Annotated in this window: 21 protein-coding genes; 15 read left to right on the top strand and 6 right to left on the bottom strand. The window is 47.3% G+C overall.

All coding sequences use genetic code 11. The features are described 5' to 3' along the window. Window position 1: 1 nt before the first annotated feature. Together rtcA and ACTNE6_RS10705 are read left to right on the top strand one after the other, a co-directional pair. Window positions 2-1,021: an RNA 3'-terminal phosphate cyclase gene (gene rtcA / locus ACTNE6_RS10710; RefSeq protein WP_442496676.1), complete on the top strand. Its 1,020-nt coding sequence runs from the start codon at window positions 2-4 to the stop codon at window positions 1,019-1,021. Then, a complete protein-coding gene (locus ACTNE6_RS10705) occupies window positions 1,018-1,770 on the top strand; it encodes a DUF2272 domain-containing protein (RefSeq protein WP_442496675.1) in 753 nt (250 codons plus the stop codon). Before rtcA ends, ACTNE6_RS10705 begins: the two co-directional genes overlap by 4 nt. 150 nt (window positions 1,771-1,920) lie before the next feature. Here ACTNE6_RS10705 and ACTNE6_RS10700 read toward each other — a convergent pair whose 3' ends face one another. After that, on the bottom strand, window positions 1,921-3,276 hold the full coding sequence (locus ACTNE6_RS10700) for an alkaline phosphatase PhoX (protein ID WP_442496674.1): 1,356 nt from the start codon (window positions 3,274-3,276) through the stop codon (window positions 1,921-1,923). A 285-nt stretch (window positions 3,277-3,561) separates the two neighbouring features. Between ACTNE6_RS10700 and recJ the strand changes: the two genes are divergently transcribed. After that, on the top strand, window positions 3,562-5,307 hold the full coding sequence (gene recJ / locus ACTNE6_RS10695) for a single-stranded-DNA-specific exonuclease RecJ (protein ID WP_442496673.1): 1,746 nt from the start codon (window positions 3,562-3,564) through the stop codon (window positions 5,305-5,307). A gap of 37 nt (window positions 5,308-5,344) precedes the next feature. On the opposite strand, the gene ACTNE6_RS10690 is transcribed toward recJ, so the two are convergent. From ACTNE6_RS10690 to ACTNE6_RS10670, 5 genes are read right to left on the bottom strand one after another with little or no spacing between them, the layout of a single operon-like run. Next, the gene (locus ACTNE6_RS10690) at window positions 5,345-6,373 is read right to left on the bottom strand and encodes a peptidylprolyl isomerase (RefSeq protein ID WP_442496672.1); all 1,029 of its coding nucleotides are present in this window, start codon (window positions 6,371-6,373) and stop codon (window positions 5,345-5,347) included. Between the two features lie 12 nt (window positions 6,374-6,385). Continuing rightward, window positions 6,386-6,655, bottom strand: coding sequence for a BolA family protein (locus tag ACTNE6_RS10685; RefSeq protein ID WP_194968792.1), 270 nt, complete (start codon window positions 6,653-6,655; stop codon window positions 6,386-6,388). Further along, window positions 6,652-6,954 (bottom strand): YciI family protein, encoded by a 303-nt coding sequence (locus ACTNE6_RS10680; protein WP_331817942.1) that lies wholly within the window; start codon window positions 6,952-6,954, stop codon window positions 6,652-6,654. Before ACTNE6_RS10680 ends, ACTNE6_RS10685 begins: the two co-directional genes overlap by 4 nt. A 3-nt stretch (window positions 6,955-6,957) precedes the next feature. Further along, window positions 6,958-7,494 (bottom strand): septation protein A, encoded by a 537-nt coding sequence (locus ACTNE6_RS10675; protein WP_194968790.1) that lies wholly within the window; start codon window positions 7,492-7,494, stop codon window positions 6,958-6,960. A gap of 21 nt (window positions 7,495-7,515) precedes the next feature. Next, window positions 7,516-7,833, bottom strand: a complete 318-nt coding sequence (locus ACTNE6_RS10670; RefSeq protein ID WP_434485413.1) for a hypothetical protein — start codon at window positions 7,831-7,833, stop codon at window positions 7,516-7,518. A 116-nt stretch (window positions 7,834-7,949) separates the two neighbouring features. On the opposite strand from ACTNE6_RS10670, the gene ACTNE6_RS10665 reads away from it, so the two are divergent. The 12 genes from ACTNE6_RS10665 to kdsB all read left to right on the top strand — a co-directional run bounded on the left by ACTNE6_RS10665 (window position 7,950) and on the right by kdsB (window position 18,433). Further along, entirely contained in the window at window positions 7,950-8,249 is a 300-nt protein-coding gene (locus ACTNE6_RS10665) for a DUF1244 domain-containing protein (RefSeq protein WP_442499691.1), read from the top strand. A gap of 21 nt (window positions 8,250-8,270) precedes the next feature. Then, complete coding sequence (locus ACTNE6_RS10660) at window positions 8,271-9,017, top strand: class I SAM-dependent methyltransferase (RefSeq protein WP_442496671.1); 747 nt, start codon at window positions 8,271-8,273, stop codon at window positions 9,015-9,017. A gap of 615 nt (window positions 9,018-9,632) precedes the next feature. Continuing rightward, window positions 9,633-10,994 carry an MFS transporter gene (locus ACTNE6_RS10655; RefSeq protein ID WP_442499690.1) on the top strand — a complete coding sequence of 454 codons (1,362 nt, stop codon included), beginning with the start codon at window positions 9,633-9,635 and terminating at the stop codon, window positions 10,992-10,994. A 511-nt stretch (window positions 10,995-11,505) separates the two neighbouring features. Continuing rightward, the gene (locus ACTNE6_RS10650; RefSeq protein WP_442496670.1) at window positions 11,506-11,952 is read left to right on the top strand and encodes a tetratricopeptide repeat protein; all 447 of its coding nucleotides are present in this window, start codon (window positions 11,506-11,508) and stop codon (window positions 11,950-11,952) included. Window positions 11,953-12,099: 147 nt separating this feature from the next. Next, window positions 12,100-13,032 (top strand): 50S ribosomal protein L3 N(5)-glutamine methyltransferase, encoded by a 933-nt coding sequence (prmB, locus tag ACTNE6_RS10645; protein WP_442496669.1) that lies wholly within the window; start codon window positions 12,100-12,102, stop codon window positions 13,030-13,032. After that, entirely contained in the window at window positions 13,032-14,120 is a 1,089-nt protein-coding gene (gene aroC / locus ACTNE6_RS10640; protein WP_442496668.1) for a chorismate synthase, read from the top strand. Before prmB ends, aroC begins: the two co-directional genes overlap by 1 nt. Before the next feature lie 73 nt (window positions 14,121-14,193). Next, window positions 14,194-15,351, top strand: coding sequence for an MFS transporter (locus tag ACTNE6_RS10635; RefSeq protein WP_442496667.1), 1,158 nt, complete (start codon window positions 14,194-14,196; stop codon window positions 15,349-15,351). Between the two features lie 81 nt (window positions 15,352-15,432). Beyond that, entirely contained in the window at window positions 15,433-16,053 is a 621-nt protein-coding gene (locus ACTNE6_RS10630; protein ID WP_442496666.1) for a MotA/TolQ/ExbB proton channel family protein, read from the top strand. Then, window positions 16,050-16,487 (top strand): ExbD/TolR family protein, encoded by a 438-nt coding sequence (locus ACTNE6_RS10625; RefSeq protein WP_442496665.1) that lies wholly within the window; start codon window positions 16,050-16,052, stop codon window positions 16,485-16,487. Before ACTNE6_RS10630 ends, ACTNE6_RS10625 begins: the two co-directional genes overlap by 4 nt. Next, window positions 16,484-17,482: a tetraacyldisaccharide 4'-kinase gene (gene lpxK / locus ACTNE6_RS10620; RefSeq protein ID WP_442496664.1), complete on the top strand. Its 999-nt coding sequence runs from the start codon at window positions 16,484-16,486 to the stop codon at window positions 17,480-17,482. The genes ACTNE6_RS10625 and lpxK overlap by 4 nt, the downstream gene beginning before the upstream one ends. After that, window positions 17,475-17,666 (top strand): Trm112 family protein, encoded by a 192-nt coding sequence (locus ACTNE6_RS10615; protein WP_442496663.1) that lies wholly within the window; start codon window positions 17,475-17,477, stop codon window positions 17,664-17,666. The genes lpxK and ACTNE6_RS10615 overlap by 8 nt, the downstream gene beginning before the upstream one ends. Continuing rightward, window positions 17,663-18,433: a 3-deoxy-manno-octulosonate cytidylyltransferase gene (gene kdsB, locus ACTNE6_RS10610; protein WP_194968778.1), complete on the top strand. Its 771-nt coding sequence runs from the start codon at window positions 17,663-17,665 to the stop codon at window positions 18,431-18,433. The genes ACTNE6_RS10615 and kdsB overlap by 4 nt, the downstream gene beginning before the upstream one ends. Window positions 18,434-18,489 lie beyond the last annotated feature (56 nt).

Raw genomic sequence — 18,489 nt, 5'->3', positions numbered from 1 at the left:
CATGATTAATATAGATGGCGCACGTGGGGAGGGTGGCGGCCAGATGCTGAGAACATCACTATCGTTGGCTGCCAGTCTGGGAAAACCGCTGCGCATCAAAAATATCAGGCAAGGCAGAAAAAAACCGGGGCTGATGCGCCAACATTTAGCCAGCGTTAAGGCCATGGCCGAGATATGCGATGCGCAGGTTAATGGTGCGTTTGTCGGTTCTCAGGAAATTGAATTTATACCTGGCAATATTGAGGCTGGTGACTATCATTTTGCTATCGGCACTGCCGGCAGCAGTACGTTGGTTTTTCAAACCGTGCTGCCGGCGCTGTTATTGACTGGCAAGCCTTCACGATTGGTTCTGGAAGGAGGAACACATAACCCAATGGCCCCCAGCTTTGATTTTATACAACACAGTTTTTTGCCGATTCTGGAACAAATGGGCGCTAAGTTTAATGCCAAGATCGACCGCTACGGCTTTTATCCGGCAGGAGGCGGAAAATGGACAATAACCATCAATCCTCCTCGAAACTTTCAAAAAGTCATACTAGAAAATCAGGGAATACTGCTCAATAGTCAGGCAAAATGCATGGCATCCAGAATACCTGGTCATGTGCTGATCAGAGAGAAAAAACAATTATTGAAAAGGCTGAACTGGCCTGAAGAAAGCATAACGTTGGAAACAGTTGAATCGCCAGGCCCTGGCAATATTATTTCTCTCCAAGTTCGTTATTCTGACATAACAGAAGTTGTCGAAAGCATTGGAGAGCGCGGCATCAGCGCGGAACAAGTGGCTGACAAGGCGGCTGACGAATTGATAAATTATCAATCCTTAGGTGCGCCTGTCGGCTGTTATCTCGCTGACCAACTCCTCTTACCGTTAAGCCTGGGAGCCGGCGGTTCGTTTGTAACCGGTCCTTTATCCGAGCATAGCCGGACTAATATTGCTGTTATTCGGCAATTTATGAATGTAGAGATTAATGTAGTTGAAATTGATCCGGGCAGACAGTGGCGGGTCGAGGTGAGCGTGTGACCAGATCCTTGTTCGGTTTAAGTTTAGGATTGATCCTTTTGCAGATCGGTTGTACGTTAATAGCCGTCGACCAACCGCCACGCATCACGCCGGCAGAGGGCGTCAAGCCGGCATTCGCCATACCTACCATACGCGAACGCATGATTTATCTGGCCCGTCAGGAATGGATGCTATTTGGCCAACCTGTGGTCGATTATACTCATCAACCGCCGGTACTGACCTATTCGACTGGAGAAGTGAACAGCCATGAAACCCAGGCTCCGCTTTTCTCGCGCGTGTATTTATACTGGTACACTGCCTCATCTTTGCCGATATTAGGCTATGAAGGTGAACTGCGCCCCTGGTCAGGCGCTTTCATCATCTGGTTGGCGCGCAGTTCAGGCGTGCCCGAAAGCGATCTGCCGTCCACTGTACTGCATTGGGACTATATCGAGCATACGCTGTCGGCTGACAGGAATGCCCGCTTTATTGCCCGGGACGCAAAATTTTACTCACCCAAGCCAGGAGATTTGCTCTGCGCGCCTCGGGAGGAGGGATTCATGCATGAAGTAAATGCGTTCGCGCAATTGCGCCGCGGACCTTATCATTGCGATATTGTGGTAGAACGCCGAGCGAATGAGTTGGATCTGATCGGAGGAAATGTGCTCGATGCGGTTTCCCTGACTCATGTAGAATTAGATGCCCAAGGTTACGTATTGCCCATTGCTGAACGGCCTTGGCAGATTGTTATAGAGCAAAGGGATATTTAAGTTTGCGGACGCATCAGCTATGAAGCTTCGATTATTCTGTTTGATTCATGCGCTGATGCGTCGCCTAAAAGCGAATAATAAAAAGCCGCAACAATTAAATAAGCTGCGGCTCGTCTTGTATTTATGTAGACATCAATTTAACTGGATGAATTAATCACGGTCCTCACTGTGGCTTTCATCCTTTTCATCATTTTTCCTGATTTCACTGATCACCATCGTTTTGTCATTGCCCGTTCCCGAATGCTGGACGTTCACGAATAGTTTATGTGGGTTTTTACCGAAATATATACCGGTTCCTTCCGCATCTTTATCTTTCATCGATGCAAACAAATGCACGCCATCCGCATGGCTATCGCCGTCATTATCGGGTTCTGCTACCCAAATATCACTGGGTACATTGTCTTCCACGATCCATAATTTTCCGTCAGGACCGTTGGCCAAGTTATCAGGGCTTTTAAGACCGGTTACGCCGGAAGCTGAATTTTCTGCAGCAATATTGACACCGGCTTCAACGAAGTAGTTGACCATCGGCGCTTCATTCAGGCTGATAGATAATACGGCGCCGGGACCATCTTTGCCGCCGGTTCGCGGTTCGCAGGTCAATGCCGCATATAAAACCTTGCCGATGCGCTCCAAATCTTCAGGACGACAGTAACTGGTTGCCCCAATTTGTTCTGCAGCCGCTTGCGCATCAAATGTGGCTGGATCAAGGTTAAGTTCTGCCCATTCCGCCTCGCCGATTTGGGCGCCATTTTTAACCCGCAATGCAAATAACTTGCCGCTGCTCAAATCGCCATAAGTGTTTGGTACGAACTTGTAAATAGATCCGCCTGGTGCACGGTCTTCATCTATCACATAGACATTGCCTTCATCATCGGTCTCAATCCCTTCATGAGCAATTGAACCAAGCAATGGGCGGGCTGTGACTTTTTTTGCTTTGGTAGGGTCACCCTTGTCCAGCTCGATTTCATAAACCAGTCCCGATGAAGCATGCGGATAATCGGGATCAGGATAGCCGCCCGAGTTTGTTTCCTCAGCAACCAGAATGGTATGCCACGGTGTCCAGACAATACCGTCCAAGGCTTCCCAATAATCTCTAGCTGCCAATTCTTTGGCTTTGCCCGTTTTTAAATCGATAACGGAAACTGCTCCGCCCAATCTCCCGTCATTGCGTTGGTCATTGCCTGAACGGACTTCATGAGTACGGTATAAATAGCGCCCAGCTTGTTTTTGAGTCTCATTGACCGTATTCATGTCAGGCCAATCGTTATCAATATAAATGTTTAAATTGGATTCATCAGAGATAACGGATTGTTTGAATCCTTCTGGAATCAACCAGGTCGATTCATCCAACACAGCAGGATCATTGGTGAGTTCATTATAAGCAGACCCCTTGATCGGTTTGAAGGACATTGGTCCTTTGACTTCATCGGCGAAATTGATGACTGGATGAAAAACGCCTGCCGCCGCAAGTAAGGGAAGGGATGTTAGAATTATTTTATTCATGCTTATTTTCCGTATATTTTCTGAATTTTAATTGGCCGCAATGCTATAAGCGGACTTCATGAATAATAAGTATTGGAAATGACAAAAATATGAAGAAATTAAGAAGAATTGATGACTATGTTATTGCCTCAATCAATTATAATGAGCTCTTTCTGCCTTCCTGATAAACAGGAGCTTCCCGGGTAATACCGATAACAATGCCAACAAAACGTTGATTTTAATTATCTCGCCTAAGAAAAATATTTTAAAACGCTATAGCGCAAGCTCTGCTGATTGCTGTAACTCATGTATTATCCAAACGTAAAGAAAACCATTGTTGCCAGACCCATAGGCAAAAAACGTCCACAATTCGGCGAGCTTCATCCCATATTGGAACGTATTTATTTAGCCAGAGGCTTAACATCGGAAGCTGATCTGGATAGAACGCTGGCAAAATTGCCATCGCCGTGGTTGTTATCTGGCATGGAGGATATGGTTGCTCATCTAATCAACGCGATTAATGAAGGGCTGAGAATTTCTGTCATAGCCGACTTCGATGCAGATGGCGCCACCAGTTGCGCAGTGGCTGTCAAAGGCCTGCAATTACTGGGGGCAGAGTCGGTTTCATTTATAGTCCCCAACCGGTTTGAATACGGTTATGGATTGACGCCGGAAATTGTAGAACTGGTCAAACAGCAAAAGCCCGACATTATCATTACCGTTGATAATGGCATATCAAGCATTGACGGTGTTAAAGCGGCTAAGGCTTCTGGATTAAAGGTTCTGGTAACGGATCACCATTTGCCTGGGCATGAGCTTCCGGCTGCTGATGCCATCGTCAATCCCAATTTACCCGACGATAAATTTCCGAGTCGTGCATTAGCAGGCGTCGGGGTAATCTTCTATGTGTTAATGGCACTGCGTAGCCGTTTAAGAGAACAAAACTGGTTCGAGAGGCATCAGATCCAGGAACCTAATCTCGCTCAGTTGCTTGATTATGTGGCTCTAGGTTCAGTTGCCGATGTGGTTCCGCTGGACCGAGTCAACCGAATACTGGTTTATCAAGGATTATTAAGGATACGCACGGGGCGCGCGCATCCTGGAGTGAATGCGCTGATTGAAGTATCAGGCAAAAAAGCTCAATCAATCAGTTCGTCGGATCTTGGTTTTTCACTAGGGCCAAGACTCAATGCGGCTGGGCGCATGGATGATATGTCATTAGGCATTGAGTGCCTGTTAAGCGAAGATCCGGCTCATGCCAAGGAAATAGCACTTCAACTCGATGATCTTAATAATGATCGGCGGGAAATTGAAGGCCAAATGAAAAAGGAAGCGGTTGCTTTATTGAGGGAAATGAAAACCCTTGATGAAAATCATTTGCCTGCCGGAGTTTGCCTGTTTAATGCGGACTGGCATCAGGGCGTGATTGGCATTTTAGCCTCGCGAATCAAGGACAGATTGCATCGACCTGTTATCGCTTTTGCTTCGGCCGGCAAAGATGAAATAAAAGGTTCCGCACGTTCTATTCCCGGCGTTCATATACGTGATGTGCTGAGTGATATAGCCGCCGAGCACCCCAAATTATTAAGCAAGTTTGGCGGTCACGCCATGGCGGCCGGTTTAAGTTTGAAAATGCACGATTATCCGCCTTTTGCTTTAGCCTTTGATGAAATGGTGAGAAAGCGTCTGGCGAATGTTGATCTGGAGCTAAAGATTTATTCGGATGGCGAGTTGTCCGAAAGTGACATCACGATTGAATTTGCCGCTTTATTGCAAAACGCAGGCACTTGGGGGCAGGAATTTCCGGAGCCAGTGTTTGACGGGGTTTTTGATGTCATTCAATCCCGCATCGTCGGACAGCGCCATCTTAAACTAGTGCTGAGAAAGCCGGATACCGAGCAGTTAATTGATGCTATCGCTTTTTATGTGGATCATCCTGAACAATGGTTGGGCCTGAGGTCTTGCAGGATAGCTTATAAATTGGATATCAACGAATTCAGAGGGAATCGCAACGTCCAGTTTATCTTGCAATATATGGAAAAAATAGCATAAAAAAGGGCGGAAAAACCGCCCTTTTTAGACAAGCAGGCTATTTTTTATCTGTGGTAGCCGGTTTTTCCGCTTCTGCAGGTTTGCCTGCTTCAGGTGTGGCCTTCTCAGCAGGGGCATCACTTGGCTTTGCAGGTTCAGCCGCTGGTTGTTGAGCAGCTGGCTGCTCTGTAGTTGCCGGCTCGCCAGTAGGAGCGGCGGGTTCAGCGCCTTCAGCTTTTGGTTTTTCTTCTGTTGTCGGAACCAGAACTTCTACTTGCGCCTGCTTACGCAGGTTTTCTATCATGGATTGGACTTTTTTGCGTTGCAGATAAGGTGTCAGCTGTTCTTTTACCGCTTCCAAAGGAGGTGGCGTTACAGGACGTGAGTCTTCTCTTAAAATAACATGCCAGCCAAACTGTGTCTGTACCGGTGTTTTAGTGTATTTGCCGTTTTCCAACTTTTCTACCGCTTCAGAAAAAGGCGCCACCATCTGATTAGCAGTGAACCAACCCAAATCGCCGCCTTGTGATGATTTATCTATAGAGTTTTTGTTTGCCAGTTCGTCAAATTTTGCGCCTTTGTCTAATTTTTCAATCAGCTTTTTAGCTTCAGCTTCAGTTTTGACCAAAATATGGCGAGCTTTATATTCATTGCCTTTTTCAGCGGCAACTTTGCTGTCGTACTCAGCTTTTACTTCGGCTTCGGTGACCGGATTGGTTTTTAAGTAATCCTGCAGAACGGCTTGCGATAGCAATGATTTCTTTAGAGTTTCAAGACGTTCTACAACTTCAGGCGATTTATCAAGCCCTTTTTTCACGGCTTCCTGAACCAGTAACTCACGTTGGATTAACTCTTCTATCAATTTATCTTTAGGGAAAGTCTGCCCGTGCGCACGTTCGGCAACTTCACCTTCCAAGTCTGCCAGTGTTTTTTTGCTGATATATTTTCCGTTTACGACGGCAACGGCATCTGCTTTGTCAACAACGGGAGCGGCAGGTGTGGCATCAGTACTTTTTTGTTCATTGCAAGCTGAAATCGAAACCAGTGCTGTACCAGCAAGCAGTAAAGGGATAATCTTTTTTTTCATTTATTATTTTCCTTATATTTTACGTTCAGAGGGTGATAGAGCATTAATGCCTAAAGCATGGATTTGATGTTTCATCATGTCGCCCAACGCTTTATAGATTAGCTGGTGCCGTTGAACCAATGATTTGCCTTCAAACGCCTCGGCAACAATTGTTACATGGTAATGACCGCCGCCGCTACGTGCTCCAGCATGTCCAGCATGAGCTGAGCTGTTATCTACGATTTCCAGAAGCTCAGGATGAAAAGCATCGTTTAATAATTGTTTAATTATATTAACTGTCATTGAGGCAAGACTTTTTTGAAAGGTTTAACGGTGACCTGCGTATAAACGCCTGCATCAATATAGGGGTCCGCATCGGCCCATTGTTGAGCTGCTTCCAGGCTATCAAACTCGGCCACAATCAAACTGCCGGTAAAACCGGCTTCGCCCGGATTTTCACTGTCTACAGCGGGATGCGGACCGGCTAAAATCAGTCTTCCAGCATCCTGAAGCGCTTGCAGTCTTTTAAGATGGGCCGGACGCGCGGTCATCCTTTTTTCCAGACTATGCGCTACATCTTCACTGATAATTGCGTATAACACGATTTATTCCTCTGCCTCGGGGATATATTTATAGATAAAAATCATTTGTACCAGAATAAAAATAATCATCAGCCCCGGCACGCCGAATGTTTTAAAAGTCACCCAATCATCGGTATTGTAATTATACATAACGTACAGATTGATAAAGCCGACACTGATAAAGAAACTGGCCCACATAATGTTTAACCGTCTCCAGACCACTGCCGGCAACGTCAAACTGCCGGACATCATTCGTTCGACGAAAGGCTTTTTACCAATGAATTGACTGCCTAGAAAGGCAAGGCCGAATAGCCATTCTATAATGGATAATTTCCATTTGATAAATTGCTCATCCTGTAAATAAATGGTGGCGCCGCCCATCACAAGAATTAGGGCCAAAGTAATCCATTGCATGGTTTCAACTTTACGATGTTTAAACCAGGTATAGGCAACCTGAATAACAGTGGCTACGATAACGACTGCGGTAGCAACATATATATCGTAAAGCTTAAAGGCAATAAAGAATAAAATGATAGGGAAGAATTCGAAAAGCTGATTCATAATAGCTGGATATGAAGGTTGTCAGACATAAGTGTCTATTCCTGTAATCAGTAAGGTTGACTGATTTTGTATATGAGCATTTAATGCTTTTAAAGTACGCGTATCAGTTGATTTATAAGTATTATGTTGGTCTATTAAGCCTAGAGTTAAACCAGCATTATCGAATGCTTTTTTAATCTCATCGGCAGAAAGGCCCCGGCCGAACTGATGGTTATGAGAGTTTATAGGAACAGAAAGTTCACTGATTTCATCTTTGTTTTGCACGCTGTTGTTTCTTTCTATGGCCTGCCGGTTATATCCAATAGGCGAAAAAGTTAACAATGAACTACGAATTTCCATATATTTAACCGTCTGTTATGCAAACATGATGACGAGGTATTGTAAAATCTTTGCTCATGAATGTACATAACCCCATGTGCGTTTCTGCTAAAATGCCAATTTTTCGGAAAAAATCCATGAACATAAACACACAGACAGAATTAGAAGCGGCTGCATTCAGGCAATTAGTCAGCCATTTACAGAGACACACCGAAGTGCAAAACATTGATTTAATGATTTTGGCTGATTTTTGCAGGAATTGCCTGGCAAAATGGTACGCGGCGGCGGCTGCAGAGCGGGGCGTTGATATCGATTATGAGCAGGCGAGGGAAGTGATTTATGGCATGCCCTACAACGAGTGGAAAGATAAATATCAAAGCGAAGCGACAGCCGAACAATTAGCCGCTTATGAGCGTAAACAGCAGGCAAAATCATAACTGATAAATGAGTAGTTAATAATGAGTGGTAATAAAAAATCCCAATACGATGCGCTGTTTTCCGGGATAATAGGGCAGGACTATGAAATGCTCAATCTGATCTGTCCATTAGCGACGGAAATGAGCTGTCTTGTAGGCGCTGCAGTTACAGAATATCCTGCTCGAAGTGCAGATAAATTGAAGATTGTCGAATTGGGCGGAGGAACTGGCATTACCACGTTATCAATATTAACTGCCAGGGAGGCGGCAATTGTAATAAGCATTGATAACGAACCCACTATGCAGAACCAAGCCAAAAACCATCTAAAAAAATGGGCTGATGAGGAAAGGCTATTTTTTTGTAGCGATGACGCATTGACCGCACTAGAAAATATGGCAACTGATAGCGTTGACATCGTGGCATCCGCCTATACTTTGCACAATTTTCAAAATACTTATCGTCAGAGAGTTATAGAGGAAATTTTCCGCGTTTTAAAGCCCGGCGGGCAACTTATTAATGGAGATCGTTATGCCCTGGACGATGTTTCCATACATACGCGGGTTGTTCAGAGAGAGGTGGAGGGGTATTTCAAGATATTGACGGAAGCCAATAAGCTTGATTTATTGGAGAGTTGGGTAATTCACATATTAAATGATGAATCCGAAGACCATATCATGCGTGAATCGCTGTCGCTAAATCAACTAAAAGAAGTCGGTTTTTCACAAGTTAGCCTGAGTCACAGAATGGAAGCCAATGCCTTGGTCACGGCTATTAAACCTGCTCAATAAGGGAGCGACTTAACAAGTATTTACAGGCACTTCAATGCCTGTCTTTGCTTTAATCCAGGCAATAAGGCTTCAATCGGTTGCCGAGGTAAAGCTTAAATCCGCGTAATGGCTCAGGCTTTGGCTGTAACCACAGCTTGTCCTAATAAGGCTGCATACACAGGAATCATCACGTTATTAATGGTTTTTGCCAGATCATGCGTGACTTTGATCTATTAAAGTCTTTTCAACGCCGAAAGACCCCCGAGTAGAACGGCATCCCTTCGCATGACTGCAGAGCGCGAGTCATTGCGCGTCTTGAGCCGGCGAAACTGAGCGAGAGCTTTATCGCCTGGGGCAGGAAACTGACGACGGGTGAAGTCGTGGCGATTGATGGCAAGACGGCCCGGCGCGCTTACAACCGTCAGGGCAAGCGGAGAGCTATCCACATGGTCAGCGCAAGCCGGGCTTTCTTTCGATCAAGTTTTTTCTTTTTGATATTTATATGCGCTTGTCCTGAGAGCCATAGCACAAATACATGAATGCGCCAGAATGATTGCTATAATGGCAGAATTTTTAAGCGTAACGATTACAAAGGAGAAATTGGTTTTGACACAAGTGCAGGACATTACGAGTCCGATGAGCCCATCGGAAAAACGCGCCACCTGGTCTTTGGCCAGCATTTATGCTTTCCGCATGCTCGGCTTGTTCCTGATTATGCCGGTATTGTCGTTATTTTCCGAGCAGCTTGAGGGAGCAACACACTCATTAGTCGGTCTGGCTATCGGCATTTACGGCATTACCCAATCGCTTCTGCAAATTCCTTTTGGTTTGATGTCGGATCGGTTTGGCCGTAAAAAGATCATAATCATCGGTTTGTTGCTGTTTTTTGCCGGCAGCGTGATTGCCGCCATGTCCACGACTATTTACGGCGTTCTGCTGGGGCGCGCCATACAGGGATCCGGCGCAGTAGCCGCCGCCGTTATGGCGTTGGTGGCCGATTTAACGCAGGAAGTGCACCGCACGAAAGCCATGGCGTTGATCGGTGCCAGTATCGGCGTATCCTTCGGCATTGCCATTACTGCAGGTCCCGTGATTGCGAGCTTTGTTGGCGTGCACGGCATATTCTGGCTGATTGCGGGACTGGCGTTGCTGGCTATATTAATTCTTCTATTTATAGTGCCCAATCCCCAGGAATCCAAGACACATCGCGATGCGGAACTCGTACCGACGCAATTTTCGCATGTGCTGAAAAATGTTGAATTACTGCGGCTGGATTACGGTATTTTTATCCTGCACGCCATTTTAACGGCCAGTTTTGTCATCGTGCCTTTGTTAATGCGCGATGCCGGCCTGCTTCCGGCACAGCACTGGCAGGTTTATCTGCCGGTATTCATTGTCTCCATGGCCGCTATTATCCCGTTTGTCATATTGGCGGAAAAAAAGCGCAAGATGAAAACCGTCTTTATAGGCGCCATTGCCGCACTAGTGCTGGCTGACATCGGTTTGATGCAGTTCAATAGTAATCTGTTTGCCATAATCGGTTTTCTCTGGCTGTTTTTCTGCGGTTTTAACCTGCTGGAAGCGACCTTGCCGTCGTTAATATCCAAGAATGCGCCGGCTGACCTGCGAGGCACAGCGATGGGGGTCTATTCAACCTGTCAGTTTCTGGGCGCAGGCATCGGCGGCGCAGCAGGCGGCTGGTGTTATGGAGAATTTGGCGCCGGCGCCGTATTTTTGTTTTGCGCGGCCGCTGCCGGCAGTTGGCTGCTTTTATCCTTCAGCATGAAGCCGCCGCGTTATTGGGCGAATCTGCTCATTTCTCTGGAAAAACTGACGGAGCAGGAAGCCAACGAATTTATGGCAGAAATGGTGAAGATTGTCGGTGTGGAAGAAGTGACCTTGCATTATGAAGAAGCAGTCGCTTACCTCAAAGTTGACAATCAGAAGCTGGACAGGGATGGCTTGCAATATCTGATTTCAAGCTATACCAGTGCCTGATCTTGTAAGGCAATGCTGTTTGCAACATTGAATTCAAAGGTCTGTCTTGATTAGTAGAAAACCCGGAATACCTTTATAATCTCAAAAAATAGAGGATTTTTCTGAGAAATATCCGGTAATACACAATGAAAGCCGGAAAGCAGAAGTTCGATGCCTTCTTATCAAGATAAACCCGTAGATGAAGAAATTCGCCGGCAAAACTAATCAAATTACAAAGAGCTGTTTTTATAAATAAATGTCAATGCCAATTAAACGACTTGTTTTAGTTTGTTCACTGCCTATCCTGGTTACAGGCTGCGCCGAGTTTTATGGCTCTCAGCCTCCAGCACCGGTATATGGAGGACAACCTCGTGTCCAACCAAACATCTATGCTAAACCTGCGCCCAAGCCGAAGCCTCCCAAAAAAGCCAAACAGGCTAAACGTTCGGCCGCTCCGACGGTTGAGACCCAACCACTTAAGGACTCCGGCCCGATAACGACAACGCCTATGGAGCCCATAGAAACAACACCTATGGAAACAGCCCCAGGGACGGACGCTATTCCGGGTTCTGCCGTACCTTCTATCCAGGCACCTGCGGCGCCTTTGCCGGAGCCCACGGAAATGATGCAGCCATTGGAACCGGTTGCGTTTGTATCATCGTCGCCGGCGGTAGGCGCTCTGGTTTCCGCGGCGGACCAAAACAGCCAGTCCGGCAACCTTGACTCGGCAGTGGCCGCTATAGAACGTGCCATCAGAATAGAACCTCGCAATGCAGCCTTGTTTTATAAGCTTGCGGAGTTAAGGCTCAAACAGTCCAAACCGCGATTAGCGGAAGACCTGGCAAAAAAATCGGCGCTGCTGGCATCCGGAAACGCGCGTTTGAAAAGGCAAAGCTGGCTATTGATCGGAAACGCCAAAGTGATGCAGCAGGATTTCGCAGGCGCCAGAGCGGCAAGAGCCAAGGCTGCAAGTTTTTAAGACGATCATTTTCAAAATCGGCGGTCATGTGCCCGCCGATATCTTTGAACTGTTCAAGGCGGGCTTTAGGCCGGAAACGGTTTGATTATTCGCTATGGGCCAAAATAGGCCGATGCTTATCTAACGAGATTGACTATTTATTGATCAATGAACACAACTCCATCTGATGTTTTAACCACACTCTCCACGATTCGCGATTACATTCGCTGGGGTGCCAGCCGATTTACCGAAGCCAGAATCGTTTTTGGCCATGGCACGGCGACAGCGCTGGACGAAGCTGCGGCGCTGGTTCTGCATACTATTTATCAGCCCTATAATCTGCCTGAGGCTTATCTGGAAACTGTTTTGACGCTGAAAGAGCGTCAGGACGTCATTGATATTATCGATAGACGCATCATCGAAAGGAAACCGGCCGCCTATTTGACTCATGAGGCCATTTTTGCAGGCCTGCCTTTTTATGTCGACGAAAGGGTTCTCGTGCCGAGATCGCCAATCGCCGAATTGATCGAGCAGCGGTTCGATCCTTGGGTAGATGAAGATCAGGTCGAACGCATCCTGGATTTGTGTACCGGTAGTGCCTGTATTGCTATTGCCTGCGCTTATGCCTTTCCCGAAGCCTATGTCGACGCGGTCGATTTGTCTGCCGACGCACTGGCCGTTGCTGAAATGAATGTGGCAAAACACCGGCTCGATGATACGGTGACGCTGTATCAGTCGGATCTGTTCAATGAATTGCCCGATCAGCGCTATGACATCATCGTCAGCAATCCGCCTTATGTCAGTCATGCCGAATGGGAACAGTTGCCTGCCGAGTTTCGCGCCGAACCCGATATGGGCTTTAAAGGCGGCGAATCAGGGCTGGATATCGTGCTGCGCATTCTGGTTGAAGCCGACCACTATTTGACGGAGCAGGGCATTTTGATCGTGGAAGTCGGCAGCAGCGCGGAAACACTGCAATATACATTTTCCGATGTGCCGTTTTACTGGCTGGATTTTGAGCGGGGAGGCGACGGCGTATTCTTGCTGACGGCCGAACAGGTTAACCAATATCACGAACTATTCTTAGCGGCTTTAGCATAATGTCTGGAAACACTATAGGAAAATTATTTACCGTCACCACGTTCGGTGAAAGTCACGGCCCTGCTTTGGGTTGCATCGTTGACGGCTGCCCGCCGGGATTATCACTGACTGAGGCCGATCTGCAACAGGATCTGGATCGCAGAAAACCCGGCACCTCCAGGCATACGACCCAACGCCGCGAAGCCGACGAAGTCAGGATTCTGTCCGGCGTGTTCGAAGGCAAAACCACAGGTACGCCTATCGGCCTGCTGATTGAAAACACCGATCAGCGCTCCAAGGATTATTCAAAAATTGCCGATAGTTTCAGGCCGGGGCATGCCGATTATACCTACCAGCATAAATACGGCATCAGGGATTATCGCGGCGGCGGGCGTTCATCAGCCCGCGAAACGGCCATGCGCGTGGCGGCCGGCGGCATTGCCAAAAAATACCTTAAAGAGCAGGCCGGCATTGAAATAAGAGGCTATTTGTCGCAGCTGGGCCCCATAGAAATAGAAAAGATCGATTGGAATATTATCGACAGCAATCCCTTTTTCTGCCCGGACGCTGACAAAATCGAGGAAATGGCGGCTTATATGGATGCTCTGCGCAAGGAAGGCGAATCGATAGGTGCCAGAGTCAATGTCGTGGCAACCCATGTCCCGCCCGGCTTGGGAGAGCCTGTTTTCGACCGCCTCGACGCTGATCTGGCGCATGCGTTGATGAGCATCAATGCCGTAAAAGGCGTGGAAATCGGTGATGGCTTTGCCTGCATCGACAGCAAAGGCACGCAGTTTCGGGATGAAATCACACCGGACGGATTCTTGAGCAATCACGCCGGCGGCATTTTGGGCGGCATTTCAAGCGGTCAGGCCATCGTCGCCAGCATCGCGTTAAAACCGACATCGAGCCTCCGTCTGCCCGGCAGAAGTATCAATCGTCAAGGCGAAGCCGTCGAAGTGGTTACGGAAGGCCGTCATGATCCGTGCGTCGGCATTCGGGCGACGCCAATCGCCGAAGCGATGGTGGCAATCGTGCTGATGGATCATTTTTTACGGCATCGGGCACAAAATGCCGATGTCCAATCCGGATTGCCGGTTTTAAGATAAGCGGTCATCAATGACCAGCACAAACACCACAAGACATGAAAGCCTGTCTTGTGGTGCCTGAATAAAGACCTTTATGTCCATTCCTTACTGGCGTCTGTCAGGGTTCTACTTTTTTTATTTTGCGACGCTGGGCGGCTTTTTGCCTTATTGGAACCTCTATCTGAAAGACAGCGGCTTCAATGCCGATCAGATCGGCGAACTGTCTGCCTTGTTGGTGGGCACCAAAATCATTGCGCCTAATCTGTGGGGATGGATTGCCGATCATACCGGCAAGAGTCTGCGCATCATCCGCATTGCCTCATTTTTCGCTGCCTTGCTCTTTGCCGGCTTTTTAATCGAGCGCAGTTACATCGGGTTTGCCTGGATCACCATCGGGTTCAGCTTTTTCTGGAATGCCGCGTTGCCACAGTTTGAGGCGGTAACGTTGTTTCATTTAAAAAGCGAGCCTCATCGTTATAGCCAGATCAGACTGTGGGGCTCAGTCGGGTTTATTGTCGCTGTGTTAGGTATTGGCTGGCTTCTGGATAAACAGCCCATATCGATGCTTCCGGCCGTCATTATCATCTTGCTGGCTTTAATCTGGGTTGTTGCCTTAGCGACGCCGGATGCTCATGCCTTAAGTTATGAAACCGAGCCAGTCGGCCTTATGCAAATCCTAAAAAGGCCGGAAGTGTTAGCTTTTTTAGTCGTTTATCTGCTGCTGCAAATGGCTCATGGACCTTATTATGTTTTTTATTCCATTTATCTTAATCAATATCATTATTCGACAACGATAACAGGAATGCTTTGGGCTTTAGGCGTCTGCGCGGAGATCGTGTTATTTGTTTACATGAGACGCTTATTAAAGCGTTATTCATTACGGCATATTCTGCTGCTCAGCATCGTGCTGGCCGCCGGCAGATGGCTGATGATCGCCTGGTATGCAGATCAGTTATGGTTGCTGATTCTTGCTCAGTTGCTGCATGCCGCTACCTTCGGCGCACCCCATGCTGCAGCTATTCATTTGGTTTATATTTATTTTGGCCAACAACATCAGGGTAAAGGCCAGGCTTTATACAGCAGCCTGAGTTATGGGGTAGGCGGCATGCTGGGCAGCCTCTACAGCGGTTATTACTGGGAGTCCATGGGCCCGGCGTTTGTTTATTCATTAGCCGCCGTCGCATGCGGATTGGCCTTTGTGGTCGCTTATCTGTGGATTGGCTTTGAAAATACTCAACACCAGGTACTTTAGGTTAAAATAGCACTTGTACAGTGTGTGACCTATACTTACGCATGTGGTTTTTAGTTAACAATACTGATTTTAGGAAATAACGTGTTTGAAGTAATTAAAAGCGGCGGCTGGATGATGCTGCCAATCATTTTATGCTCAATTGGGGCAATGGGTATCATTGCTGAACGTTTATGGTCTTTGCAAAGGAAGAAAATCGTACCTTCGGAGCTCGTTCCTCAGGTATGGAACTTATTTCGCGAAGGAAAGCTGGATAAAGCGGCTCTGCATCGTTTAAAGACCAGTTCGCCTTTAGGATATATTTTGGCGGCAGGCCTAGCTAATAGCGAGCATGGACGCGAAGTCATGAAGGAATGTATTGAAGAAGCTGGCCGGCAGGTTGTTCATAATCTGGAGCGCTTTCTTAATACCTTGGGCACTATCGCTGCCGTTAGCCCTTTATTGGGATTGCTGGGAACAGTGTTCGGTATGATTGAAATCTTTTCAGCGCTTATGCAACGCGGTACCGGAGGAGACCCGTCTGTTTTAGCGGGGGGTATTTCCGTTGCGTTAATTACAACAGCGGCCGGATTGACAGTGGCTATTCCCAGTTTAATTTTTCATCGCCATTTTGAAAGACTGGTCGATGAATACATCGTAAACATGGAAGCCGAAGCATTAAAAATGATAGAAATTCTGCACGGAGACCGTGAAGAAGCCTTATGAACTTTCACCGTAAAAAAAGAGAAAAAGTCGATATCACTCTGATATCGATGATCGATGTGCTTTTTGTATTGTTGCTGTTCTTTGTGGTATCCACTACTTTCAACCGACAAACAGAAGTCAATGTAAAGCTGCCTGAAGCCAATGGAGCTGAAGCCGAAGCGCAGGAAAAGTCGGTTACCTTAATCATCGATGCGGATGGCGTTTATTACCTGGAAGGTGAAGACGGTCTGCCGCACGAACTGGTCAATCAGAGTAAGGATACGCTAAGACAGGAATTGCAGAAAATCGCCGCGCATTCCTCACAATTGCCTTTTATTATCAATGCTGACGGCAAGACACCTCATCAGGCTGTTATTGCGGCGCTGGATAGTGCCGGTCAAGCGGGTTTTACGCATATCTCGTTTGCGACGGAAGAATCGAAGACAGAAAAATGAAAAAAACACTGGCTCGATGGGCGCAGGATATCTGGTATAAAGATCATTTTATCGGCGTATGGCTTTGCCCATTGGGCTTTCTGTTCTGCGATGCGGTCAGGTTTCGCAAATTATTGTATCGCCTGGGCGTATTGAAAAAACAAACCGTGCCCGTTCCTGTTATCGTGGTAGGCAATATTACGGTAGGCGGCACCGGTAAGACGCCGTTCGTAATAGGATTGGCTTCATTGCTTAAAGAAGCCGGCTATAAGCCCGGCATCATTAGCCGAGGCTATGGTGGACTGGCTGAATCATGGCCTCAGAGAGTTGATGAGAACAGTAATGCCGAGCTGGTCGGCGATGAAGCCCTGTTATTGGTCAGGCAGACGGCTTGCCCTGTAGCGGTAGGCCCTGTCCGTGCCGACGCCGCCAATTTGTTGCTGGCGCAGACGGACTGTAATGTCATCGTATCGGATGATGGCCTTCAGCATTATGCGCTGGTTAGAGATATCGAAATTGCCGTTATTGATGGGGAAAGGCGATTTGGCAACGGCTACTGCCTGCCTGCCGGACCGCTAAGAGAACCGATAGATAGACTGCAAAGCGTCGATTTCAGGATTGTTAACGGCGCAGAAAAGGAAGACGAAGAATATTCCATGCAACTGATCGGAGATCGTGCGATCAATCTGGCCACGGGCCAGCAAAAATCATTGGAAGATTTCAGTACTGTTGAATGTCATGCGTTGGCGGGCATTGGCAATCCTGAGCGCTTTTTCAATCTGTTGGCCACTGCCGGCATCTCATGCGCAACGCGCAGCTTTCCTGATCATTATAAGTTTGAGCGGCATGATATCGCGTTCAATGATGATAAACCGGTATTAATGACCGAAAAGGATGCTGTAAAATGCACCGCTTTTGCCGGTTCGCAGCATTGGTATGTGCCGGTAAAAGCAGTTCTGGAACAAGGTTTTTCCGAACGATTATTAAATTTATTAAAAGCAAAGAACAATGGATAAAAAACTACTCGATATTCTGGCCTGTCCTTTATGCAAAAGCCCGCTGGTTTATGATAAAGCCAAACAGGAATTAATCTGTAAAGTCGATCGTCTCGCTTTTCCTATTCGCGATGACATTCCAGTCATGCTTGAGGATGAAGCGCGCGAATTAACCCTTGATGAAGTTGACGCTTTACATCAATGAGTTTACGTTTCAAAGTCGTTATCCCTGCACGATATGCTTCCACGAGGTTGCCTGGCAAACCGTTATTGAAGATTGCCGGCAAACCCATGATTGCGCATGTCTGTGACCGCGCGCAGGAAGCCGATGCCGAAGAAATTATCGTCGCAACCGATGACGAGAGAATCTTGCAGACGGTAAACGATCTGGGCATTAAAGCCATCATGACAAATCCGGATCATCAAAGCGGCACGGAGCGCATTGCGGAAGTCGCCAGACTGCGCGGATGGCGTCATGATGAGATCATCGTTAATCTCCAGGGCGATGAACCGTTGATTCCTCCGGCTTATATTCGCGATGTCGCCTCGGCATTAGCGGGCCAGCAACAAGCGGGCATAGCCACGCTGGCTGCTGAAATTATTGATAATGAAGAGATTTTTAATCCGAACGCCGTCAAGGTTGTAGTGAATAAAGCCGGTTTGGCGCTTTATTTCAGCCGCGCTCCCATTCCATGGGAAAGAGGGCATTTTACTCATGCCGGCGGCACGCCTTCCGGGAAAATGCCTTATCTTCGGCATATCGGCATGTATGCCTATACGGTCGATTTTTTGAATCGTTACTGTCAATGGGAAGCCTCATCGCTCGAGTCTGTGGAATCTCTGGAACAACTTAGAATCCTGTGGCATGGCGAACCTGTGCAGGTAAAAGTTGTAGCTCAAACGCCGGCCGCCGGTGTCGATACGCCCGAAGATTTAATGCGCGTGGAGCAGATATTGTCCGCATACCGTTAAACTTTCAGCTCGTGTTTCAATCAAGCCTGTGGCTTGTCAAATAGTTGACACGGCTC

It is taken from the genome of Methylobacter sp. sgz302048, from assembly GCF_052162025.1.
Classification (GTDB): Bacteria; Pseudomonadota; Gammaproteobacteria; order Methylococcales; family Methylomonadaceae; genus Methylobacter.
Note: the sequence above shows the minus strand (reverse complement) of the source record. Positions and strands in the feature narration are given on the sequence as shown.